The sequence below is a fragment of the Mycobacterium sp. E796 genome (assembly GCF_001672815.1).
Classification (GTDB): domain Bacteria; phylum Actinomycetota; class Actinomycetes; order Mycobacteriales; family Mycobacteriaceae; genus Mycobacterium.
The window spans coordinates 1-24041 of record NZ_LZKK01000131.1 but is presented as its reverse complement, the minus strand read 5'-3'; the positions used below and the strand labels follow the sequence as shown (position 1 = coordinate 24041).

Genomic DNA, 24041 nt, shown 5'->3' with positions numbered 1-24041 from the left:
GCTACGCACGCACCGCCGAATTCCTACAGATCGTCACCTCGGTGTGGACGCAGGAGTCGGTAGATTTCACCGGCAAGTACTACAGAGTCGCCGACGCCAGGGTGTCGGCGCCGCCGAATCCCTTGCCGGAGATTTACTTTGGCGGATCCTCGGCGGCGGCGCTGCCGATCGCTGCCGAATATGCCGACGTGTACCTCACCTGGGGTGAGCCCCCGGACGACGCCGCCGCCAAGATCGAGCGCGTGCGCGAGCAGGCCGCCGCCGTTGGCCGCAAGGTTCGGTTCGGCATTCGATTGCACACCATCAGCCGCGACACCTCGGCGGCGGCCTGGGCCATCGCGAACGAGATGCTTGCCGATCTGACCGACGAGGAGATCGCGAAAGCCACATCGCTGCATGCCAAATCGGAATCCGAGGGACAGCGAAGGATGACGGCCCTGCACGGCGGCCGGGTGGACAAGCTCGAGATCTACCCGAATCTGTGGGCCGGGGTGGGTCTGGTCCGCGGTGGCGCCGGCACGGCGCTGGTCGGCAGCCACCGGGAGGTCGCGAACCTGATCCTCGAATACCATTCGCTCGGCTTCGAGGAGTTCATCCTGTCGGGTTACCCACACCTCGAAGAGGCGTATTGGTTCGCCGAGGGCGTGCTGCCACTGCTGCCGAAGTAGCGGATTCCTGGTGGGCGCCGCCGCGGGGTTGCAATCCGGGTGATTCCAAGAGCGCCTGCGCCCCCGCCGCGCAGTGGGAGAGCGCGCACTTGCGGCCGAGGCACGCGCCCCGCTGGGGTCATCGGCGCGTTTCCGGCCGCCGTCGCTGGGCGCCCGAACTGCCGATGGGCGCGGGCAGCAAACTGACGGGACCACAAGCGCAACAAGCGAAGTCACGGCGATTGAATGGTGGGCGAGAGGCGATGCCCCGGTCGGCAAACCGGGCACACCGACGCCGGCACGTTTTCCTGCTCGACACGGGCGCCGGCATCCCCCGCCATGCGGCGCCAGCCGGATCATCGAGCGGTTATTCCCGTCGCTGGCTGTGCCCTGCCAAAACCGCGGTCGCGGTCCCCGTCTCCGGGCGCATCGCGGCACAGTGGTTGTATTCGTTAGGAAGGCTGGTCTGGTGATGCCCGATTCGTCGAGCCTCGTGCATCTGGCGGTGGCGTTGGATGGTGCCGGCTGGCATCCGGCCGCATGGCGGGAGGCCGAAGCACGACCGCACGAACTGTTTGACCCCGCCTACTGGGCCGACCTGGTCGCCGAAGCCGAGAGCGGATCGCTGGACTTCGTCACTATCGAGGACGCGATGACCGTCCAGTCGGACGATCCCTTCGAGCCTGACAATCGCGTCGACCGCGTCAGCGGTCGCTTGGACGCGGTGCTCGTCGCCGCCCGAATCGCCCCGCGCAGCAAAGGAATTGGGTTCGTACCGACGGCGACGATCACTCACACCGAACCGTTCCATGTGTCGAAATCGATCGCCACGCTCGACTACGTGAGCACCGGCCGGGCCGGGGTCCGGGTCCAGATCTCCGCCCGCAACGACGCGGCGGCGCACTTCGGGCGCCGCACGCTGCCTCGCCTGTCCCTCGACGTGATCGACGACCCCGCCGGTCAGGAGCAGATTCGCGAGCATTTCGCCGAGGCCGCGGATTACGTCGAGGTGCTGCGCCGCCTGTGGGACAGCTGGGAGGACGATGCCGAGATCCGTGACGTCGCGACGGGACGGTTCATCGACCGTCAGAAGCTGCACTACATCGACTTCGAAGGCCGGTGGTTCTCCGTCAAGGGACCGTCGATCACCCCACGCCCGCCGCAAGGGCAGCCGATCGTCGCCGCGCTGGGGCACAGCCGTGCGTCGTACCAGTTGATCGCGGGCAGCGCGGACGTCGGGTTCGTCACACCGCGTGACGCCGCGCAGGCGAGCGATATCGTCGACGAGATCGGGGCGTTGCGAAGGGCCGCGGGCCCAAGCGGTGACGCACTGCACATATTCGGTGACGTGGTGGTGTTCCTCGATCGCACCCCGCAGGCCGCTCAGGCCCGGCGACGCCGACTTGATGACCTGACCGGAGCCGAATACCGCAGCGACGCACATGTTTTCGTCGGGACCCCGGAACAGCTGGCCGACGTGCTGCAGGAGTGGCATGCCGCAGGGCTGTCGGGATTCCGGTTACGCCCGGCCGCTTTGCCCCACGACCTCGTGCAGATCACCCAGGGCGTGGTGCCCGAATTGCGCCGCCGCGGGCTGTTCCGTGCCGCCTACGAGGCGGACACGCTTCGCGGACTGCTCGGATTGCGCCGTCCCACCAACCGCTACGCGGTCGCCTGAAACAAGCCCGATATTGAGGATCTCCAGATGAGCGCTCCGGCAAAACAGATTCACTTAGCGGCCCACTTTCCCGGCGTCAACAACACGACGGTGTGGAGTGACCCGGCGGCCGGAAGCCACATCGAGTTCAGCTCGTTCGCGCGGTTTGCTCAGGCGGCCGAGCGAGGCAAGTTCGATTTCCTGTTCCTGGCCGAAGGCCTGCGGTTGCGCGAGCAGAACGGACAGATCTACGACCTGGACGTGGTGGGCCGTCCCGACACCTTCACCGTGTTGGCCGCGCTCGCGGCGGTGACCGATCGCCTTGGACTGACCGGCACGATCAACTCCACCTTCAACGAGCCCTACGAAGTGGCCCGGCAGTTCGCCTCGCTGGACCATCTCTCCGGCGGGCGCGCCGCGTGGAATGTCGTGACCTCCTGGGATGCGTTTACCGGCGAGAACTTCCGCCGGGGCGGATTCCTGGCCGAAGACCAGCGCTACGAGCGCGCGAAGACTTTCCTGCAGACGACGCTGGAGCTCTTCGACTCCTGGCGCGGTGACGAAATCGTGGCGGACAAGAAAACCGGTGTCTTTCTTTCCGACCCACACGCGGGCGCATTCGCCCACCAAGACGCGCATTTCGACATCCACGGTCGATTCAACGTCCCGAGAAGCCCGCAAGGCCGGCCGGTGATATTCCAGGCCGGCGATTCCGACGAGGGTCGCGAGTTCGCCGCCTCGGCCGCCGACGCGATCTTCTCCCGACACAGCACGCTGGGAGCCGGGCAAGCGTTCTACGCCGACGTCAAGGGACGCCTCGCCCGATACGGGCGACATCGCGACGAGTTGCTCATCCTGCCCGCCGCAACGTTCGTCATCGGTGACACCGACGCCGAGGCCGCCGACATCGCCCACGAGGTGCGGCTGGCGCAGGTTTCCCCGCAGACGGCGATCAAATTTCTCGAACAGCTCTGGAACCGAGACCTGTCGGACCACGATCCGGACGGTCCGTTGCCCGCCGTCGACCCCATCGTGGGGGAAAACACCGTTTCGCGCGGGAGGGCCAGCGTCCGCATGTTTCGGGACCCGATCGCGATCGCCAATGACTGGCGCGCCAAAGCCGAGGCGGAAAAGCTGACCAGTCGCGAATTGATCGTCGAGGTGACCGGGCGCCAGTCCTTCATCGGGTCGCCGCAGACCGTCGCCGCGACCATCAACGACTTCGTGCAGGCCGACGCCAGTGATGGGTTCATCCTGGTCCCGCACATCACGCCCGGGGGGCTCGATCCCTTCGTCGATCAGGTCGTGCCGCTGCTGCAGGAACGCGGCGTGTTCCGCGCCGACTACGCGGGCACCACCCTGCGCGAGCACCTCGGCTTGCCGCCGCTGCCGGTGCCCGGGCGATCGGCTGACCCGGACGCCTCCAGAGGGGTGGCTTCTTAAGGCTCATGACTACCCCACTAACGGTCCTCGACCTCGTTCCGATCTCGTCCGGCTCGACCGCCGCGCAGGCCCTGCGCAACAGCATCGACCTCGCGCGGCACGCCGAAGGCTTGGGCTACGCGCGCTACTGGTTCGCCGAACACCACCTCAACCCCGGCGTCGCGGGCACCTCTCCCGCGGTGCTGCTCGCCCTGACCGCCGCACACACGTCGACGATCCGGCTCGGTTCGGGCGCGGTCCAGATGGGACATCGCACCGCCTTGTCCACGGTGGAGGAATTCGGCTTGCTGGATGCGGCGCATCCGGGCCGATTCGATTTGGGCCTGGGCCGTTCCGGTGGCAAGCCGCGGGTGCCGGCACGGATCGCTCCGACGCCGCGGCCGGTGGCCAATGGGCACGCATCGAATGGATTGCGCATCCCTGAAAGATTCGATCCGACGCCGCTGCTGAGCTCGCCGCGCTTCGCATTGCACAAGGCGTTGCTGTCGCTGCCGGGTGCCGAACCGCAGAATTACGCCGAGCAGGTGGACGACATTCTCGCCCTGATCGCCGGCGCCTATCGATCCGCCGAGGGCGAAGAGGCGCATGTCGTGCCTGGGGAAGGCGCCGACTTGCAGATCTGGATCCTCGGCAGCAGCGGCGGGGAGAGCGCGGCGGTCGCCGGTGACCGGGGCCTGCGGTTCGCCGCCAATTACCACGTAGCACCGGCGGCGGTCCTGGAGGCCACCGATGCCTACCGGGCTGGTTTCAGGCCCTCGCCCGAGCTCGACCGGCCGTACGTCTCGGTGTCGGCCGACGTCGTCGTCGCCGACGACGAGGCCACCGCACGCAACCTCGCGGCGGGTTACGGGCCCTGGGTGCGCAGCATTCGCACCGGCGAGGGCGCGATCCCCTTTCCCACCCCCGCCGAAGCGCGCCGGCACACCTGGACCGCGGCGGACCGTGAACTGGTCGCGGACCGTGTCGAGACCCAGTTCGTCGGCTCCGCGGTGCAGGTCGCCGATCAGCTCGAGCGATTACGCGATGCGACCGAGGCCGACGAGCTGATCATCACGACGATCACTCATGATCACCAGGACCGGGTTCGGTCCTACCGGCTGCTCGCCGAGGAGTGGGCCCGGCGATGAGGTGGCCGGCTTAACGAATCTGCAGGCCGGTCACCGCTCGTGAAATGACCAGGCGCTGAATCTCGCTCGTTCCCTCGAAGATGGTGAAGATCTTCGCATCGCGGTGCATTCGCTCCACCGGGTAGTCGCGGGTGTACCCGTTGCCGCCCAGGATCTGGATGGCCTCGTCGGTGACATAGACCGCGGTCTCGCTGGCCACCAGCTTGGCCATCGAGCCCTCCGCCGAGTCGAAGCTCTGGTTGTTGCGCGCCATCCAGCCGGCCCGCCACACCAGCATCCGCGCCGCGTCGATGCGGCTCTTCATGTCCGCCAGCTTGAACGCGATCGCCTGGAATTCGCCGATCTTGCGCCCGAATTGCTCGCGTTGGCAGGCGTATTCGAGGGCGTATTCATAGGCGGCCCGGGCCACCCCGACGGCCATCGCGCCGACCGTGGGCCTGGTGCGCTCGAAGGTCTTCATCGCGGCCTGCCCGCGCGACGAGGCGCCGGACTTGACCCGGGCGATGCGCTCCTCGAACTTCTCCCGTCCGCCCAGAATCGTGTCCTCGGGCAGCCGGACGTTGTCCAGCACCACTTCGGCGGTATGCGACGCACGGATCCCGTGCTTCTTGAATTTCTGCCCCTGCGACAGGCCGTGGGTGTCCGGCGGGATGACGAACGTGGCTTGGCCGCGGGTGCCGAGCTCGGGATAGACCGAGGCCACCACGATGTGCACATTGGCGATGCCGCCGTTGGTTGCCCACGTCTTGGTGCCGTTGAGCACCCATTCGCCGGCCGCCTCGTCGTAGCGTGCGCGGGTGCGGATGGCGCCGACGTCGGAGCCCGCGTCGGGCTCCGAGGAGCAGAACGCGCCGAGTTTGGGTTCGTCGGGCGTACCGAACATCTCGGGAAGCCAGCGACCGAGCTGTTCCGGAGTTCCGTTGCCCGCCAACGCCGCCGCGGCCAGACCGGTGCCGAGGATGGACAGCGCGATGCCGGCGTCACCCCAAAACATCTCCTCGAACGTGGTGAGGAAGCCCAGTCCGCTCGGCTCGGCCGCCTGCTGGGCGAAGAAGTCGGGGGAGTACAGGCCGACCTTCGCGGCCTCCTGGATCACGGGCCACGGGGTTTCCTCCCGCTCGTCCCATTCCGATGCCGCGGGGCGGATCACTTCGGCCGCAAACTTGTGCACCCAATCGCGCACCTCGATCACGTCGTCGCTCAATTGCAGTGAGAATGTCACGGGTTGGCTCCTGAAATAGGTTGGTGGATTTCAGCTTTCCGGCTTTTCCGGCTTGCGATGTTGCTTGAGGACGCTGAGCGTCTGGTTCACCCACGCCTCGATGTAGCGGTCCTCGGCGATATTGCCGGGCAGGCGCCCAGTCAGCGACTGAAGCGTCGCGGCGTAGGACAACGACCCGATCGCCACGGCCGCGGTCGCCGCGGGATCGGGTATCGCGGTGCCGCCCGATCGATTCAACGCGGCCAGTTCGTCGGCGAACCGCTGGTAGGCGTTGTCGGTGATGACCTGCCAGGTCTTCTCGCCGAGATCGCCGAGCTCGTCGGGTTCGCGCAGCATGACCTTGAGCAAGTCCTCGCTCTCCTTGAGGTTGCTCCAGATCAACTGGCCCGCCGTTCGCACCGCCTGCTCGACGCTGCCGGGCTCTCCGGCGTCGTACTGCTCCCGGGCGGCCACGATGCTGTCGATCCGGTGCGCGACGGCGGCCTCCAGCAGCTCTCGCTTGGAGCCGAAGTGCTTGTAGAGCGCGCCCGACCCCGGCGCCAGACCGGACGCTCGCTGGATGTCGGCCACCGACGTCGCGGCGTACCCCTTGTCGGCGAAAAGCCGCAGCGCTTCGCCCAGCAGTCGGTCACGCCCCGAAAGTTGCATAGGTGAGAGAGTACTCACTCACCTATCTCGTGGCCATATCTATGTTGCGAAGTTCACATCGCTCTCGGGGCACCCGCCGGCGGCGAAATCGGCCTCGCGGAACATTTGCATCGATAAGCGCCGGGCCCGTCGGGTTGCCCGCGTGCGAACACCACAGTTACCTTTCACGGCAGGGGTCCGGGGAATTCGCATCCGAATGACGACGTCGCGAGCCGTGTAAACCGCTATTTCCCAACGTGTTACGCACGCGTCGGCGGCGAGATTACGACGTACAAGGCAACACCCAACGCGAAGGTGAGTACTGCAGCAAGTCGAAGACATCACCGGAGCGGGGCATCGGCCACGCCCAAGTTTCGCGACGCGAACGAAACGACCGGCTGCGCTCCATAATTCGCTTGCGCCACTATCGGCATACCGGCGGCACGGTGCACATCCACGGCATGAGCGAGCCGGACGGGACCGGTCTGGCCGACGGCGAGGCCGCAAACGTCGAGCGCGGCGGTGCCCAGCTGACCCTGGTCCATCCCAAGACGGCTTCGCCCGAAGGGAGCTGACCCCTGCGCCACCGCTCGTAGCGCCGCGCGTGTGAACCGCTAACCTCAAACATCGCGCCTATATCCTGAGCTCGTTGGTCAAGCCAGGGCCAAGACGGAAGGCAAGATGTCACGAAAAGTTCGGCCGCTGCCGCGGACGGTGTAGTGATGGCGACCGATAGGCCTCCGCTTCACCGTCTGCGGTTGCCGATGAAGGTGCTCTCGCTGCGCACCATCCTCATCGTGGCCGCGCTCTCGGTGATCACGCTGGTCGTCCTTTTGGGCGCGTGGGTGTGGATCGGCGTAACCAACGATCAGTACAGCCAGCTCGACCGTCGGCTGGACTCGGTGAGCAGTTTGGGAGACATCAACACGCTGATCAACAGCGGCCAGCTCGCCGATCCCGATCGGCCGACGCCGGACGGCAACTTGGTGCGCACCGCGCGCATCGGGGATGTCACGGTATCCGTTCCGGCCAATATCGTTCTACCGAAGCTCCCGAACGGATACGCCAACACCACCATCAACGGCGTGCAGTACCGCGTCCGCACCTTCAGCGCGGGCCCGGCCTCGATCGCGCTCGCCGCCCCGCTGGCCGAAGCGCATCACCGGATCAACGAACTACACATGCGAGTGTTGCTCATCTGCGGCAGCGTCATCGGCGGCACGATCATCGTCGGCTGGGTGATCTCGTTGATCATGGTCAATCCGTTCCTGTTGCTGGCGCAGCAGGCCCGCGCCATCAACGCCCAATCCAGCCCCGACGAAGTCCAGGTTCGGGGCGTGCGCGAGGCCGTGGAGATCGCCGAAGCCGTAGAGGGCATGCTGGCTCGCATCGGCAACGAGCAACAGCGCACGAAGGCGGCGCTGGAGTCGGCGCGCGATTTTGCCGCCGTCGCGTCGCACGAGCTGCGCACTCCGCTGACCGCCATGCGCACCAACCTGGAAGTGTTGTCCACCTTGGAAATACCGCGGGAACAACGCCAAGAGGTGATCGGTGACGTCATCCGCACCCAGAGCCGGATCGAAGCGACGCTGACGGCGCTGGAACGGCTCGCGCAGGGCGACCTCACCACGGTCGACGACTTTGTGCCGTTCGACGTCACGGAGCTTCTTGACCGTGCCGCGCACGACGCGCTTCGCGTCTATCCGGATGTGCAGGTGTCGCTGGTGCCGACGCCCACGGTGCTGATGGTGGGGTTGCCCACGGGGCTGCGGCTGGTGATCGACAACGCGATCGCCAACGCGGTCAAGCACGGTAGCGCCACCGAAATCCGGCTCTACGTTACAAGTTCCGGCGAGGGCGTGGAAATCGCCATCGACGACAACGGCACCGGGGTGCCCGAGTCCGAGCGCACCGCGGTCTTCGAACGCTTCTCGCGCGGGTCTACCGCTTCCCGTTCCGGATCGGGTCTCGGGCTAGCCCTCGTCGCCCAGCAGGCCGAACTACACGGCGGGAGCGCGTCCCTGCACGCCAGTCCGTTGGGCGGCACGCGTCTTTTGATCCGGCTGGCCGGTGACGGGCGCGGGCCGGCCGTTTAACGCAATGCGGGGCCGCGACAGGCGGCGGGATATCAGGGCCATTGACATGAATCAGGTAAATTGATATCACTGGGAAAGCGCATACCGATTCGCCGACGAGTGAACGGAAGACGAGATGACTCACCCCAATCCTCCGGCCTGGCTCAAGCCGATGAACCAGGTGATGATGGGGATGCAGAAACTCGGCATCGTCGCCGGGCCGGTACGGGTGCTTACCGTGCCGGGCCGCAATTCGGGGCAGCCGCGCAGCACGCCTGTCACGCCCTTCACGCTTGACGACAGCCGCTATCTCGTTGGATATTCCCAGGCCGATTGGGTGCGCAACGCCCGCGCGGCGAGCACCGGAACGATCAAGCGGGGCCGCAAATCCGAGCGCGTGGCATTTGCCGAACTTTCCGCGGAGCAGGCCCGCCCGGTGCTACGCGCCTTTCCCGAAAAAGTGCCGCGGGGCGTGGGGTTCTATAAGCGCTCGGGGCTGGTGCAGCGCGGCACCGCCGACGAGTTCGAGGCCCTCGCCGGCCGATGCGCCGTGTTCCGGCTCGAGCCCGTGCCGGCACCCTAAAGACTAGGCACTTGCCGCCGAAACCAGTTGACGCCGAGGGATTTTCATTGGCACCGGACTGCGGCGTGGGACCGCGCGCGGCCAGAAGAACCACCTGCCCAGTAGCGCGACGATGGATGGCACGACGAGCGCCCGCACCACCAGGGTGTCCATCATCAGCCCGACCGCGACTGTCGTGCCGATCTGTGCAATGCTGAGCACGCTGCTCCCAAGCAACGCAAGCATTGTGAGCCCGAAGACGATGCCCGCTGTGGTGACCACCCCGCCGGTACCGCCGAACGCGCGAATGATGCCCGTTCTGATTCCCGCGGTTGCCTCCTGCCTAATCCGCAACGCCAGCAGGAGGTTGTAGTCCGCGCCGACCGCGATCAGCGCGATGAAGGCGATGGGCGCTACGGCCCAGTGCAGCTCGTGATGAAGCAGACGCTGCCAAATCAGTGCGCTGATGCCCAGCGCCGATGCGTAGGAGGCGACGACGGTGCCGACGACGACCAGCCCGGCAACCGGACTGCGCAACATCGCCGTGACGATCAGGAAGATGAGGACCAGCGCCGCACCCACGAGCAGTGCGCCATCACGCGCGACGAAGTGCTGCAGATCGGCGGTCACGGGGCCGACGCCGGCAAGGGCGACATCCGTCGGGGCCAGCGTTCCCTCCTTGGTGGCCTCCTTGATCGCGGTGCGCACCTGGTCCGCCCGCGCGGCGCCGTCGGCGCCCCATTCGGTGCCGTTGCCGTAGACCAACAGATAGGTGGCGCGACCGTCGGCCGAAATCAGTTTGTGCAGTACCTCGACGTACCGCGGGTCGCTCAGGGCCCGCTGCGGCAGGTAGAAACCGGACGCGGCACTGCCCTGAAATTGAGCGGCTAGCTCGGTCAGGTAGTCGGTCAACTGGTGCAGCTGCGGCCCGATCGTCTCGCTCAGGCCCAACAGCTCGCGCGTCGCCGAACGTGCCTGTCCAAGTGCGTCTTTCATCGACGTCACGGTCTGCGGCAGGCTCGACATGGCCGCCGCGGCGGCGCTTGACCCGCTGGTCAGCTTGGCCGCGCCGTCGCCGAGCCGAGTCGAGGTCTGCACCAGGTTGTCGACGGGCTGCAGCACACGATCCACCGTCGAGCAGAGCGGGTTGGCATCGCAGCCCGGCGTATGAGCGACGAAATCCCGCAGCGGGTCGAGGTAACCCGACACCGTGGCGACGGAGCGTTGCACGCCGTCCATGCCGCTGCGCATGTCGTCCGCGGCGGCAGACATGTCGGCCAATCCCGCGCTGCCGCCGCGCAAGCCACCCCCCAGCCTGTCCACCGCGATTTGCGTCTGGGCCAGAGCGCCGTCGAGTTCGGAGACCCGGTTCAGCCGTTGGGTCAGCGAATCGATCGTGTCCCCTAGTTGGCGGCCGAGCACGCCGGTCTGATACGTCAGCGTCGCCTGATCGGGCACCCTGCCGTCGGGGCGGCTCGCGGACTGCACCATGCGCACCCCGGGGATCGCCATGATCCGGCGCGAGATCCGCTCGACGGCTATCAGCCCGGCCGGGGTGCGCAGCTCATGGTCGGCCTGAATGGTGACGACATCGGGCAGCAGCGAATTCGACGCGAAGTGCCGGTCGCTGGCCGCGTAGCCGCGGCTGGATTCGGCGGCAGCAGGGGTGGCGGCCGGCTCGTTCCAGCCGACCCGCATGCCAAGTAGCGGGAGCGCCGCCAGCAGGGTCAAGCCGCCCGCCGTGATCAGGATGGGGCCGGGCCAGCGCGCCACCGCTGCTCCGACGCGCCGCCAGCGCCGCGCGGTGGTCGAGGGCCGCGGCTCGAGAAACCCCCGGCGCAAAGCCAGGCCCATCAGCGCCGGCGTCAGCGTCAGCGCGGCGGCCATGGTGACCAAAACCCCTATCGCGCAGGGTATCCCGGCGCTGCGGAACATCCCCACCCTGGCGAAGCCGAGGCATCCGAGCGCAACCGACACCGTCAGCGCCGATCCGATCACCACCGGCGCGACGGCCCGGTAGGCCTCGGCCAGCGCCTGCGCCGGCGCGATACCGCGGCGCCGGCCCTCCTGGTAGCGGCCGATGAGGAAGATCGCGTAGTCGGTGCCCGCGCCCAGCGTCATCGCCGCCATAAGCGCGGCCGAGAACAGCGACACCTCAACGACATTGGCCTGGCCAAACGCCGCAGCGAGGGAACGGGCCAAGGCCAGCGCGATGCCGACCGAGGTCAAGGGAATCGCCGCGGCGATCGGCGATCGGTATACCAACAGCAACAACAGCAGGATGACACCGACCGTGGCGGCGGTGATCATGAGCATCTGCCGGTCGATCGCGGAGAATTCGTCGACGATGGTGGCGCCGGGACCCGTGACGAGGACGCGCAGACCCTGCGGCGGGGACAGTCGGGCCACCCCGCCGCGCACCGAATTCACCGAATCGCGGGCCTCCGACGTGCCGAGCATTCCGGCGAGCCGCACCATCAGGCTGACCGCCCGCCCGTCGGAACTCTCGGCGCCCGCGGCCGTGGCGGGCTGTGACCACAAGTCGGTCAACGCGTTCACGTGGCCACGATCGGCGGAAAGGGCCGCAGTCAGGGCGTCATAGAACTGACGGTCGCGCGGCGTGAGGCGCTGATCACGTTCCAGCACAACATAAACGAAGTTGTTGCTGGCCTTTTGGCCGAACAGCCCGGCGGCGCGGGACGCGGCCACGGAGCTCGGCGCCTCGGCGGGCATGAATGTGCGGGCGTGGCTGTCCACGACCCGTTCCAGTTGAGGGACAGTGAGATTGGCGACGCCCGCCGCCAGGACCCACAGGCCGACGATCAGGAGCGCGTATCGGCCGGTAAGGCGCGAGAGCATTCCCGTGCCGTCACGCAACGGTCTGCCGATCGCTGGGTCCGCCCAGCAACTCCATGGCCCGTCGCTCGCCCCCGGACAGGGAGCGCACCCGCAAAGACCGTCGGGACGCGATCTCCAGCAGCGAGTGCAGCCCGGGCTCGGCGGCCGCGAGGTCGGCACGCACCCGTTCGGCCGCAATGCCGTCGTGCGCCGCCTGATCCAGCTTGGCGACGAGCATCGTCATCCAGCGCTGTCGCAGCGAGAGCAGCAGCCCCTCTTCGTCACCGAACAGCCGAGACACCTCGGACGAGCCGTCGGCCAGCGCGAGGGCCGCCTCGGGATCGGTCTCGGCGGCCTTGATCACGTTGGCCATGAAGGCCATCCGGTCGTGCAGCAGTGCCCATGTCATGACTCGACATTAGGAAGGCGGACCTCTGCTGCGCGTCGTGCCGAGGTTCGGTTTTTGCCTCCTACCACGGGCGGAGACGGGTGCCGACCTCGGCATGATGTGACGACGAGCGAAGCTCTCTTAGGATTGGACGATGTTGCGTGTCGCCGCGGATTACCTGCGGGAACAGCTTCGCCGGCGCAGCGAGCTGATCCCCGTGGGTATCACCTGGACGTCGTTTGTCGCTGTCGACGTCACCGAGGTCGGCGCCTGGGTGATCGCGATCCTGCAACGCCCAACCGCCGGCCTGCCCGTGGTGCTAGCCGCACTCGCGGTGTCGGTGTCACCGACGCTGCTGTTCTTTTTCTTCAACATGAAGCTCAGCCCGCTGCTGATGTGGGCAACCTGGTCGACGGCCACCGCCATCATGCTGTTCGGCACGCCGACACCCGTTCATGCCGATTTCGCGCCGGCGCTGCTGGTGCTCATGGTCCTATCCGTCGCGACCCTGAGCTCCATCGCGGGCGGCCTGCTGGCAGCCGCGTCGGCGGCCGGGCTGCTGCTCGCCGCGGCCGCGCTGCACCGCCTGGACGCGGTCGCGCTATACCTCGGTTTCGTTGCGGCGGGCTGGCTGCTCGGCTACATCATGCGCAGCCAACGGTTGCTACTGGCCGAGCAGATACGCGCGCAGGAGGCGCTGGCCGAGCACGCTGCCGCCGACGAGCGACGCCGCATCGCCCGAGAAGTGCACGACGTCATCGCCCACTCGCTGTCGATCACGCTGTTGCACGTGACCGGTGCGCGGCGGGCGCTGCAGCAGGACCGCGACGTCGACGACGCGGTGGAGGCGCTCGAACAGGCCGAGCGGCTGGGCCGGCAGGCGATGGCCGACATCCGCCGGACCGTCGGGCTGCTCAACGATTCGCCGATGAAGATCGCGCCCGAACCCGGCGTCGACGACATCCGGCTACTCGTCGGGGATTACGAGCGCGCCGGTCTGGCCGTCACACTGCGCGTCGAGGGTCCCACCCCGCGCGTCTCGGCGGCCGTCGGCCACGCGCTGTATCGCATCGCCCAGGAATCGCTGACCAACATCGCCAAACATGCCCCCGATTCGAAATCTACTGTGGCGCTGAGCGTTTCAGCGGTCTCAGCAAGCCTTGTCATCGACAATCGGCTGCCGGCCGCGGTGGCCGCGGCCCCATGCACGGAAGGGCGCGGGGTGAGCGGCATGCGCCAGCGCGTCGAACTGCTGGGCGGCGCGATCGAGGTCGGCCCGACGAGCGACGGGTGGTCGGTGCGTGCCGAGATCCCGCTCGAAGCGGGCGACACGGGCTGGCGGCCGCCGTGGTGCAAGTTGTGATCGACGAGGCCGAGATCGCGGTGCTGCTGGTTGACGACCAGGACTTGGTGCGCTCGGGGTTGCGCCGGATCCTGCGCCGCAAGGACGGATTCAACGTGGTCGCCGAATGCGCCGACGGGGACGAGGTGCCTGCCGCCGTGGCCGAGCACCGGCCCGACGTCGTCGTGATGGACCTGCGGATGCGGCGGGTCGACGGGATCGAGGCGACGCGAAGGCTGGCCGGCGGCCCGCCCGTGCTCGCGTTGACCACATTCAACGAGGACGACCTGCTGTCCGGGGCGCTGCGGGCCGGGGCCGCCGGATTCGTGCTCAAGGACTCGTCGGCCGAGGAGTTGATCCGCGCCGTGCGGACGGTGGCCCGGGGAGACAGCTACCTGGATCCCGCGGTCACCTCGCGCGTCCTAACCACCTACCGCAAGGCCGCCCCCGACGGCTGCGAACGGCGGGGCAATGAGATCGCCCAGCTCACCACGCGCGAGTTGGACGTGCTGACGCTGATCGGGAAGGGATTGTCCAACAGCGAAATCGCCGGCGAACTGTGCATCTCGGGTGTCACCGTCAAAAGTCACATCGGCCGGATCTTCGGGAAACTCGACCTGCGGGATCGTGCCGCGGCGATCGTCTACGCCTACGACAACGGGATCGTTGCCCCGCGCTGAAACGTCACGAGGTGCGGCGACCGCAACGCCTGCCCGCGAACGTGCGGCCAGCCGCACATTCGGCTTCGAGCGTGCGTCCAGCCGCACGGTCGAGGAGTGATGGCGGCCTGTCAGCCCGAATTCACAGTGGGGTGGCCTGTTGGGCCAGGTTCAGCAAGACGTAGGCGATGCAGAAGAGGAAGTTGAGTACGACCAGAACCAGGCCCATGAACAGCAGAGAGCGGGTGCCCTGGCGCTTGAGGCGCTTGACCTTCGCGCCCCGGGCCTCGCGATTGAGCTGCATCGCGATCAACGCGAAATTCACATCCGTCACTTCGTCGTCGGCGACGGGCACCCCGGCCACCATTTGGCGTAGGCGTTCGGGGGCGGTGTGGACCCCGACGCGCTCGAAGTGGTGACACAGCCGCCGCGCCCGCCTGCGGCCGAGTGCCTGACATCGCATCTGTACCTGATGCAAGAGTTGCCGCCGTTCGTAGCCCCAGGCATCGGACGGACTCGTCACAAGCCGGGAGTCTAATGCGCGCCTACCCCATTTCGGGAGGTCTAATCGAATTCCGTCGGCACCTTTTCACCCGCCGCGTATCCGCTCGGACTCGGGCAGGTCCAGGTAGCGCTCGAGGTTGCGATGCATGTTGATGACGCGCCTTTCCTCGCTGGAGAGCACCAGGTGGGTGAATCCGGGTTGGTGCAGGCCGCGCTGTAAGCCCGCGAGCAGCCGGATGTCCTGGGTCAGCACCAAGCCCGGTTCGGCCTCCCCGGCGGTGCTCCGGACGTCCGCCGGCTTGCACCGCGGTGCGCCCGGCGACATCCGGGTCATCAAGAAGATGACCAATTCGCCGTGATCGGGATCCGCGCCGGGCCGCGAGCACATGAGCGTCAGGTGATCGGCATTGGCCAGAAACGTCATATTAGGGAACACGTTGTACTGATGCAGTCGGGTGACCCGGTCGGTGTCGGCCCACACGAGATCCACCCCGCGGCTGGCCGCGAAGGCGCGGGTGCGCGCCGCGATCAAGTCCTGGACGGTCTGCCCGGGCCGGCGTTCGTCCGCGGGGAACGGCGTGCCTTCGGCCGCGCCCATCAGCGCGCCCTGCGTGTAGACGTACGCGTCCCAGACCTCTTCGTCACTCAGCGTGCCCTCGAAGCGCGGGCTCTGCACGCCGTAGGGCTGGTCCGACTTGCCGGTGTGGCCCCAGATCTGTTGGGGCGCATGGACGTCGTCGACGCAGCGCAGCAGCTCGGGATGCAGCGTCTGGATGTGGTAGGTCTCGCTGTAGCCGTCGGCGATCGTCTTCCAGTTGGCGTCGACGTCGATGGTCAGCGTCGCGTAGCAGCGGAAGTCGCTCAGGTGGCACCACGCGATGTCGTCGGGCACTGCCTCCAGGTACTCGAGCAACGGCCTCGCGCCGACATCGAGGTTGACGAAGACCAGCCCCTCCCACGTGTCGACCCGGGCGGGTATCAGCGGGAAGTCGGACATCCGCAACGAACCGAAGCCCTTGCGGTCGGGCACCCGCTTCAGCGCGCCGGCGAGGTCCCAGGTCCACCCGTGATACCCGCACTTGAGCTCGCGCAGCCCTGAACCCGAGCCGGTGCACAGCGAGTTGCCGCGGTGGCGGCAGGCGTTCTGAAATGCGCGCAAGACGCCGTCCTCACCGCGCACGATCAGGACCCCGTAGGGGCCGCACCGGTACTCGAAGTAGTCGCCCGCCTCGGCGACGTGGTCGACCATGCACGCGAGCTGCCACACCTTCGGCCACATCCGTTCGACCTCGAGTTGGGCGAACGCCGGCGAGTAGTAGCGCTCGGCCGGCACCAGGGTCGGGCAGGCGGGCGGGGTGCCGATCGCGTCCTCTTGGGCATTGGGGCGAGTTCGAGCGGGGTTGCCCACTGACGCGTTCATGCGCGGAGCCCTAGCGCGCTCCGCGCACCAGGCGGCCGGGGCGCGCCCCGGTGTCGACGTCGTTGCGGCGAGTCACCGTCCCGCTGACGATCGTGGCGGCGTAGCCGCTCGCTCCCTGCAGGATCCGATGGCCGCCGGCCGGCAGGTCGAAGGCCATCGCCGCCGGGTGCAGTCGCAGGGCGTCCATGTCGATCACGTTGATGTCGGCCTTCTTGCCGGCCTCGATGGTGCCGCGGTCGGTAAGGCCGAACAGGTGCGCGGTGTCGCGGGACTGCTTGCGGATCACGTACTCGAGCGGCAGCTTCTCGCCCCGTCGGCGGTCCCGGGCCCAGTGCGTCAGCAGGAAGGTGGGATAGGAAGCGTCACAGATCATTCCGCAGTGGGCGCCGCCGTCGGAGAGTCCCAGCACGCCGGCCGGGTGCAGCATCATCTCCCGGATCGCGTCGCAGTTGCCGTCGGCGTAGTTGAACAGCGGCAGCATCAACATGTTGGTCGCGTTCGACTCGAGCATGAGGTCGTAGAGCGTGGCCAGCGGGTCCTCGCCGCGTTCCTTGGCGATCGCGGCGACGGTGCGGTCGGGCGTCGGCTCGTAGTCGGGTGGGTTGCCCAGCGCATAGAGGCGGTGCAGCGAGTGCTGCACCAGGGCGAACATCCCGTCGAACAGCAGCGTCGGGTCCACCGGCAGGTCGTCCTCGGAAAGGATCGCCGCTTTTACCGCGGGATCGGCGAGGCGCTGCGCGAGCTCGGCGCGGCTGCATTCGGCCGCGAGCCTGCGATACGTCGGGCGATGGCTGAAGCCGTGATGCCCTTGGAAGCCGATCATCATGCCGAACGGACGCGCCGCGATCTGCGGGTGCAGCCGTGCGCCCGCCGCGTGCGCATCCGCGGAGAGGTCGAGCATCTCGCGCCACAGCTTCGGGTCCGCGTCCACCTGAATGAGGGCGAACGACACCGGACGGTCGATCTCGGCGCTCAGCCGGCGCATCCAGTCCAATTCCTTCTTCGGGCCGATGATGTCCTCGCCCGCGGCCCCCTGCGGCGCCAGCTCGAACACGGCCTGACCGCCGGCTGCCATGGCTCGGCCCAGGCCAAACAGTTCCTCCTCGGCGGCGAAGGTGCCGGGCACCGGCTCGCCGTCCATCGCGCGGTGGCCCATCGTGCGCGACGTCGAAAATCCGAGCGCACCGGCCTCGATGGCCTCGGTGACCAGCCGCGACATGGCCGCGATGTCGTCGGGCGTGGCCGGCTCGTTGCGGGCGCCCCGCTCGCCCATCGCGTAGGCGCGGATGGCGCCGTGGGCGACCTGGCTGCCCACGTCGATCGCGAACTTCTGCTTGCCGATCGCGTCGAGGTACTCGGGGTAGGTTTCCCAGCCCCACGTGATGCCCTCGGTGAGCGCGGTGCCGGGGATGTCCTCGACGCCCTCCATCAACTCGATCAGCCACTGCTCGCTGCCGGGCCGCACGGGGGCGAAGCCGACCCCGCAGTTGCCGGTCACGATTGTCGTGACGCCATGGCCGCTGGACGGCTCGAGCAGGCCGTCCCAACTCACCTGGCCGTCGTAGTGGGTGTGGATGTCGACGAACCCGGGGGCCACCAGATGCCCTGTCGCGTCGATGGTTTCGGCGGCTTGTGCTGCGTCGAGGCCGGCCATCGGGGGGTCGTCGGCGCCGCGGCGGACGACGTCGACGATCACGCCGTCCTTGATGCCGACGTCGGCCCGATAGCGGTCGGCGCCGGTGCCGTCGACGACAGTGCCACCGGTGATCTTGAGATCGAACATGAGGGAGCCTCTCCGCCGCATTACGCTACGCCGCGTAGCGTAAGTACTGACGATATTCCTCCCGGCACCTTCAGTCAATGAATCGTGCGAACTTCGGGCTAGAGACAACTCTGCAGTGCCGCAATGGTTTCCAGATCGTCCAGCGCCGTCACGCCGCGCCGCAGGCCCTCCATTGCGATGCCTTCGACCTGCATTCCGCCCATCCCCGCGGTGATCAGCGAGGCCACATACGCGTACAGCGCGCCCTGCCGGTAGCGCCGCCACAGCTCGTCGCGGTCGAGGTCCGGTCCCCCGGCCGCCGCCAGGGCGCGTCGGTAGTCGTCGAGGAGCTCCCGTTGGTTCGCCACGCGGTCCTCGGGGGTCAAGCTGGTGATCAGCGTGTACGCCAGCTCGCGGGAGGGGTGTCCGCGCCGCACCGCCTGCCAGTCGAGCAGCCCGGCCTTGCCACCCTCGAAATACATGTTGCCGGGGTGCGCGTCGCCGTGCATGACGGTGTGCGGGGGCGTGTCGATCAGCGCGGCGACGGCGCGGTAGTTGTCGGCGATGAAAGCGCCGTTCTCGACCGGGATTTCGGTGCGTCCCGCGAGCCGTTTGATCGAGGCGTTCATCAGCGAGCCGGTCAACAGCGACGTGACGTCGCCTGACGGGGTGTACAGCCAGCCCAGCGGGCCGCGGCGGTCGCGCGGGAGGCGGTCCCAGAAGCTGGCGTGCAGGTCGGCCAGCAATTCGACGATGAGGCTGGCCCGGTCGGGGGACAGCGGGTGCAGGGTGTCGGGAAATTCGCACGACTCCGCGGGCAGGTCTTCCAGCACCAGCAGGTAACGGCCCGTCCAGGCGTCGAACGCCGCGCCGTAGGCCTGCGGCAGGCCGTGCAGTTGCGGCGCCAGTTCGTTGTAAAAGCGCACCTCGGTGTGTCCGAGGCGGCCGAGCTCGCCCATCAGGCGGGTGGCGGTGGTTTCGGCGGCGACCTTGACGAACACCGACTCGGGGACGTTCTTGCCGGTCAGCACGAGCCGGGCTCTCGACGAGGTCCCTGCGTCCCGGTCGAGCACGCGGACCGAGCGAACGCTGGCTCCCATCAGCTTGGACAGGACCCCGGCGTCGATGTCAGCGACCGTGCGGGGCAACCCCAGCCGGGCCCCCACCACGGCGTCGGCGGCCACCCGGCGGACCCCCTGACCCAGGTGAGCGGCCAAGCCCGCGAGGGAAAAAGCTTGTTCCGCAAGGTTTTTCATATGCATCCGTTCTGGTTCGGGAGCCCCGTGCCGGCGGGAGGGGTCACTCAACCGACCCGGGGTCCCGTCAGACAAAAATACCCGAACGTCTGGACATCAGACAATACGCGATTATTGTCTGATTTGTGGCACCAGCGCCCGCACCACGAACTGCTCGACGAACTGGCGTTTGTCGGCGGCCGGGCGATACCGCCACGACGGCCCCAGCAGAAACAACGTGGTGGTGTGCAACCACTGGACGATCGAGCGAAAGTCGAGGTCGTCGTAGAGGCGCCCCGCCCGCTTCCACCGGTTCAGCAGGGGTTCGTAGTGCCGCAGCAGCAACTCCACGAAGGGTTCCGAGCCCTTCTCCAGGGCCGCGGCCACCGCGGTGCTCTCCGCGGCGAACATCGCCTCGTTCAGTGGATTGCCGGCCACCGACTCGACCCGCGCCAACACCATCTCGGGCACCGACCGAACCGGGTCGTCCGGCGCGGGCAGCGAGCGCACCAGATCAGCGAGCGCTTTGTCGACCCGCATCAGCATCAGGCCGAGCAGCACATCGTCACGGCCGGGGAAGTACCGGTAAACCGTCGACCGCGACACCCCGGCCTCGTCGGCCACCTCGCCCATCCGGAACTGAGAGTTCCCCCGGCGGACGATGCAGCGCCCCGCGGCGTCGAGGATCCGCCTGCGGGCCTCCTCGTCGTCGAGGATCGCGCGGTCGGCGCCCCACCACCGGCTCGGTTCCATCTCGCCGATGGTACGGGATGCGTTGTGCTACTTGGGTATCTGATGCCGCAGCCGACCGCGGCGTAGTCGCGAGGCATCGAATCATGTTGTGCCCCAGGTCATTAACGGGACAGAGAGGGCGATAGTGGGTTACTCCGCCGCCGACGAGTCGTTCACCCACCAGCTCCCGACGACCTTCGACCGGGTGCACGATCCCGATCCGACGTGGTCGGACCGGTGCTACTTCTTCGCCGCATCGCCCGACGGCACCATGCTGCTGGCCAGCGGCTACGGCAACAATCCCAACACGGGAACCGCGCTGGGATATGTCAAGGTCAGCCTCGCCGACGGCCGGCACTGGGACCTTCTGGCGGGCCGGCCCGTGACCGGCGCCGACCGCGCCGACCTGCGCGCCGGGCCGATGAGCTGGACCTGCGTCGAGCCGCTGAAGAAGTGGAGACTCGACGTCGCACCCAACAACTCCGGCATCGAGTGGGAGCTCTACTACGAGCCCACCGCCCCGATGTGGGAGCTGCTGCCGATGAAGGTGCACGGTGAGGACGGCCAGCTGCTGGCCGACATGTATCACATGAAGGAACCCGGACGATGGAGCGGCTGTGTCACGATCGACGGCGAGCGCATCAGCGTGGACGGGTTCCACGGCGGGCGCGACCGCACGTTCGGCGTGCGCGTCTCGGACAAGATCGACTTCTGGCTGTGGCTCGACGCCGGATTCGACGACCATGCCATCGAGGCGTGGGTCATCGAATCCTCGGACGGCACAGTCAATTACGTCGACGGCGGGATCACTCACGCCGACGGCACCCTGTCGAAGCGATTCGTCGAGATCGAGCACGAGGTGCAATTCGACGGCGACAGCAAGCGGCCGGCCCGCGCGACACTGGTCTTCACCGACGAGGACGGCAAGGCGTACCGCGTCTTCGCCGACGCGGCCCGCCAGGAGGTCAACGCCTACTACGGCCTTCCGATGGCGCATTGCCAATACGAGGACCTGGGCGGCGGGGCGTACTTCATCCATTTCCAATGGGACAGCACCGATCCCGAGCAGCTCGCGGAGACCGAGGGCAAATCGATGGCGCTCGATCAGTTGATGCGGTTCGAGATCGATGGCGACATCGGTTGGGGCGTCTTCGAATTGCTGCTCGGCGGGCAGGGCTACCAACGCTATCCGAACTGGAGGGCAATGGACATGTCGGCGTTCACCCAGGACAAGACACCCGTCGACCGGCTGCCCGCAGAAGACGATCCGGTCCGCCAATGACGCTGGACGCCAACTCCGAAGAGCGCCTGGCGGCCTGGCTGCGCACGCAGGTACCCGACGCTGACGACGTTCGTGTCGAGGGGCTGGACCGGGTGGACTTCGGACATTCCGCCGAGATGATGATGCTGAGCGTCGTCACCCGGCACGGCGACCGGCGCACCCGCCAGGACGCGGTGCTGCGGCTGCGGCCCAAACCACCCGCCCTGCTGGAGCCCTACGATCTGGGCCGCCAGTTCGCGATCCTGCGGGCGTTGGCGGACTCCGCGGTCCGTGTTCCGCGGGCGCTGTGGCTGGAAGAAACCGGCGACGTGCTCGGCCGCCCCTTCTTCGTGATGGAGCGGGCCGCCGGTCAGGTCTATGAGATGGAGGCGCCGGCCGGCGTCGCGGACTCGACCGTGGTGCGGATGTGTCAGAGCATGGTCGAACAACTCGCGGCGATCCACACCGTCGACCTGGCGCAGACCGGGCTCGACGTGCTGGACGACGGTCGCAGTCATCTCGACCGCGAACTCGACCACTGGGCTGCCGAGATGAACCGGGTCAAGCGCGACCGCCTGCCCGCCCTGGAACGGCTCCACGAGGCGCTGCGCGCCGGCAAGCCCCGGCCATGCCCGAAGGTCACGCTGGTGCACGGCGATGCCAAACCGGGCAACTTCGCCTTTCGCGACGGCGAGGTCAGCGCCGTGTTCGATTGGGAGATGACGACCGTGGGCGATCCATTGACCGACATCGGTTGGCTCGAGATGTTGTGGATGCAGCCCGTCGGTATCAACACCCACCCGGCGGCGCTGAGCATCGACGCCCTGCTGGCGCATTACGAGTCGGTCAGCGGGATCACGGTCTGCAACCGCGCGTGGTATCGCGCGTTCAACGCCTACAAGATGGCCGTCATCTGCCTGATCGGCGCGATGCTCATCGAGGATGGCCACAGCGACGACCAAAAGCTCGCGCTCGCCGCCTACGGGACCTCGCTGATGACCAAAGCCGGCCTGACCGAGTTAGGCGTCGACGAAGCTCTCGACGATGGTCCCGTGCTGCCGCGCGACGAACGCATTCAGCAGGTCCTGGCGCCCGCCACCTAGCGCGTCAGGCGAGCTCTTCCGAGGTTGAACCTTCGGAGACACGGCACAGCGCGCTGTCGAGCGTGCTGTACAGCGACAACACGTTGTCCAAACCCATGAGCTTGATCGGCCTGCTGGTGGCCGGGCCATTCGCGACGACCGCGAACCGAGTGGGCGGCGCGACGTCCGCCTGCGCGGACACCAGGACGGTCATCCCGGCCGAGGCCAGGAAATCCACTTTCGACAGGTCTACGACGAGTCCCGCCGGTCCGGTGGCCAGCTCGGTGTGTATCGCCTCGGCGAGTTGCGGCGCGCTGAGCATGTCCACTTCGCCCGAGACGGCGAGTACGACCGTCTGGTCTACCTGCCGTTTTCCTACCTCGAAGGCGATCGGATCGGCCGAGTCGCCGGATTGTTCGATCATGGTTCATCACTCACATTCGTCCGGTGCGGGGACCGGGAAATCAACAGCTTCTGCCAAGCCGGGGCTGTCGACTCAACCCGCGTAACACGCCCATGTAGAGGACAAACACTCCATCGATCCTGCGCCGCTAGGCGGAGCGCAGCCGCACGTGATCATTCGATTCTAAGCTACGGGAGCTCGGCAGGGCGGTCCCCGCCCCGGCGGGTGCTTACAACGTCGGTTGTCATGAGGCGACCGCTGAACGGATTCCGGCGCCGCGACGTGGTCGCAGTGTGCGTGAGGACGGCCGCAGGTGTTGCGCACGGCAGCCCCAGGTGGATGAATTGCTTGCACCGAGTGTCGTTCCCAGGCTGCGCGGCTTGGCCCGGAAAAGCGGGAAAGGACGGTAGGAATGGGGGCCGGTGATCAGGATGGCGTCCCGGAAGACGACGTTGACACGACCAAGCCCGAACACCCCCGTCGCGTCGCACTGAATCGGCGGGCCGCGCTGCTCGGCATGGGCGCCGTCGCCGGCTTTGCCGCGGTGGACGTCGGCGGCTTTGCCTATGCCGGCGGCTGGCTGCGGCCGGACACACTCACCCCACCCCGGTTCGCCGATCGCTTCGAGCACGTCTTCGGCCGCCATGACGGGTTTCGGCGAAACCATGCCAAAGGACTGAGCGCAACGGGGTCTTTTGCGAGCAACGGGGCGGGCGCGGCCATCTGCCGGGCCGCGGTCTTCCGGCCGGGAACCGTGCCGGTCGTCGGCCGGTTCTCGCTGGGCGGCGGCCTGCCGGACCAGGCGGACAAGCCCGACACCGTCCGCGGCCTCGGGCTGCTTTTCGAGGCCGACGGCCAGCAATGGCGCACCGCGATGATCAACTTCCCCGTCTTCACGGACAGCACCCCGGAGGGGTTTTACGAGCGGTTGCTCGCCTCCAAGCCGCTGCCCGAGACGGGCAAGCCGGACCCGCAAAAGCTGGCCGCATTCCTCGATCGGCATCCCGAAACCGTCGCGGCGATGAAGATCATCAAGCAATCCCCGCCCACCGCGG

22 protein-coding genes are annotated in these 24041 nt (G+C 67.6%); 12 read left to right on the top strand and 10 right to left on the bottom strand.

Translation table 11 applies throughout. The features are described 5' to 3' along the window. From A5706_RS10375 to A5706_RS10360, 4 genes are all read left to right on the top strand, one after another. Positions 1-668 (top strand): LLM class flavin-dependent oxidoreductase (locus A5706_RS10375; RefSeq protein WP_156767048.1); only part of this gene is annotated, 668 nt, incomplete at its 5' end. 451 nt (positions 669-1119) lie between these two features. Beyond that, positions 1120-2325, top strand: coding sequence for an LLM class flavin-dependent oxidoreductase (locus A5706_RS10370; RefSeq protein WP_068129825.1), 1206 nt, complete (start codon positions 1120-1122; stop codon positions 2323-2325). A gap of 27 nt (positions 2326-2352) precedes the next feature. Then, the gene (locus tag A5706_RS10365; protein ID WP_068129821.1) at positions 2353-3747 is read left to right on the top strand and encodes an NtaA/DmoA family FMN-dependent monooxygenase; all 1395 of its coding nucleotides are present in this window, start codon (positions 2353-2355) and stop codon (positions 3745-3747) included. Positions 3748-3752: 5 nt separating this feature from the next. Beyond that, positions 3753-4874, top strand: a complete 1122-nt coding sequence (locus A5706_RS10360) for an LLM class flavin-dependent oxidoreductase (RefSeq protein ID WP_068129818.1) — start codon at positions 3753-3755, stop codon at positions 4872-4874. Between the two features lie 10 nt (positions 4875-4884). On the opposite strand, the gene A5706_RS10355 is transcribed toward A5706_RS10360, so the two are convergent. Both A5706_RS10355 and A5706_RS10350 read right to left on the bottom strand, forming a co-directional pair. Next, positions 4885-6096, bottom strand: a complete 1212-nt coding sequence (locus tag A5706_RS10355; protein ID WP_068129816.1) for an acyl-CoA dehydrogenase family protein — start codon at positions 6094-6096, stop codon at positions 4885-4887. A gap of 30 nt (positions 6097-6126) precedes the next feature. Then, positions 6127-6744, bottom strand: coding sequence for a TetR/AcrR family transcriptional regulator (locus A5706_RS10350; RefSeq protein ID WP_068129813.1), 618 nt, complete (start codon positions 6742-6744; stop codon positions 6127-6129). Between the two features lie 395 nt (positions 6745-7139). On the opposite strand from A5706_RS10350, the gene A5706_RS32945 reads away from it, so the two are divergent. The 3 genes from A5706_RS32945 (at position 7140) to A5706_RS10340 (ending at position 9381) form a co-directional block, all read left to right on the top strand. Then, entirely contained in the window at positions 7140-7298 is a 159-nt protein-coding gene (locus A5706_RS32945) for a hypothetical protein (RefSeq protein WP_156767047.1), read from the top strand. A 189-nt stretch (positions 7299-7487) separates the two neighbouring features. Next, positions 7488-8819 (top strand): sensor histidine kinase KdpD, encoded by a 1332-nt coding sequence (locus A5706_RS10345; protein WP_068129811.1) that lies wholly within the window; start codon positions 7488-7490, stop codon positions 8817-8819. Between the two features lie 115 nt (positions 8820-8934). After that, complete coding sequence (locus tag A5706_RS10340; protein ID WP_068129808.1) at positions 8935-9381, top strand: nitroreductase family deazaflavin-dependent oxidoreductase; 447 nt, start codon at positions 8935-8937, stop codon at positions 9379-9381. Between the two features lie 3 nt (positions 9382-9384). Here A5706_RS10340 and A5706_RS10335 read toward each other — a convergent pair whose 3' ends face one another. Together A5706_RS10335 and A5706_RS10330 are read right to left on the bottom strand one after the other, a co-directional pair. Continuing rightward, a complete protein-coding gene (locus A5706_RS10335; RefSeq protein ID WP_369831841.1) occupies positions 9385-12219 on the bottom strand; it encodes an RND family transporter in 2835 nt (944 codons plus the stop codon). Between the two features lie 10 nt (positions 12220-12229). Continuing rightward, entirely contained in the window at positions 12230-12607 is a 378-nt protein-coding gene (locus A5706_RS10330; protein ID WP_068129804.1) for a hypothetical protein, read from the bottom strand. 133 nt (positions 12608-12740) lie between these two features. Between A5706_RS10330 and A5706_RS10325 the strand changes: the two genes are divergently transcribed. After that, a complete protein-coding gene (locus tag A5706_RS10325) occupies positions 12741-13949 on the top strand; it encodes a sensor histidine kinase (RefSeq protein ID WP_068129801.1) in 1209 nt (402 codons plus the stop codon). Then, the gene (locus A5706_RS10320) at positions 13946-14608 is read left to right on the top strand and encodes a response regulator transcription factor (protein WP_068129829.1); all 663 of its coding nucleotides are present in this window, start codon (positions 13946-13948) and stop codon (positions 14606-14608) included. The genes A5706_RS10325 and A5706_RS10320 overlap by 4 nt, the downstream gene beginning before the upstream one ends. A 121-nt stretch (positions 14609-14729) precedes the next feature. On the opposite strand, the gene A5706_RS10315 is transcribed toward A5706_RS10320, so the two are convergent. The 5 genes from A5706_RS10315 to A5706_RS10295 form a co-directional block, all read right to left on the bottom strand. Beyond that, on the bottom strand, positions 14730-15110 hold the full coding sequence (locus A5706_RS10315) for a hypothetical protein (RefSeq protein WP_231985154.1): 381 nt from the start codon (positions 15108-15110) through the stop codon (positions 14730-14732). A gap of 66 nt (positions 15111-15176) precedes the next feature. Next, entirely contained in the window at positions 15177-16511 is a 1335-nt protein-coding gene (locus A5706_RS10310) for an SRPBCC family protein (RefSeq protein ID WP_068129794.1), read from the bottom strand. Positions 16512-16521: 10 nt separating this feature from the next. Beyond that, positions 16522-18294 carry an amidohydrolase family protein gene (locus A5706_RS10305; protein WP_068129790.1) on the bottom strand — a complete coding sequence of 591 codons (1773 nt, stop codon included), beginning with the start codon at positions 18292-18294 and terminating at the stop codon, positions 16522-16524. Between the two features lie 98 nt (positions 18295-18392). Next, a complete protein-coding gene (locus A5706_RS10300) occupies positions 18393-19529 on the bottom strand; it encodes a phosphotransferase (protein ID WP_197517803.1) in 1137 nt (378 codons plus the stop codon). A gap of 111 nt (positions 19530-19640) precedes the next feature. Beyond that, positions 19641-20261 carry a TetR/AcrR family transcriptional regulator gene (locus A5706_RS10295; RefSeq protein ID WP_068129784.1) on the bottom strand — a complete coding sequence of 207 codons (621 nt, stop codon included), beginning with the start codon at positions 20259-20261 and terminating at the stop codon, positions 19641-19643. A 124-nt stretch (positions 20262-20385) separates the two neighbouring features. Between A5706_RS10295 and A5706_RS10290 the strand changes: the two genes are divergently transcribed. Then, positions 20386-21522, top strand: coding sequence for a hypothetical protein (locus A5706_RS10290; RefSeq protein WP_197517802.1), 1137 nt, complete (start codon positions 20386-20388; stop codon positions 21520-21522). Next, the gene (locus A5706_RS10285; RefSeq protein WP_068129779.1) at positions 21519-22604 is read left to right on the top strand and encodes a phosphotransferase family protein; all 1086 of its coding nucleotides are present in this window, start codon (positions 21519-21521) and stop codon (positions 22602-22604) included. The genes A5706_RS10290 and A5706_RS10285 overlap by 4 nt, the downstream gene beginning before the upstream one ends. 4 nt (positions 22605-22608) lie before the next feature. Here A5706_RS10285 and A5706_RS10280 read toward each other — a convergent pair whose 3' ends face one another. Further along, a complete protein-coding gene (locus A5706_RS10280; RefSeq protein ID WP_068129777.1) occupies positions 22609-23007 on the bottom strand; it encodes an STAS domain-containing protein in 399 nt (132 codons plus the stop codon). 391 nt (positions 23008-23398) lie between these two features. Here A5706_RS10280 and A5706_RS10275 point away from each other — a divergent pair. Continuing rightward, the coding region (locus A5706_RS10275; RefSeq protein ID WP_304528390.1) for a catalase at positions 23399-24041 on the top strand (643 nt) is incomplete at its 3' end.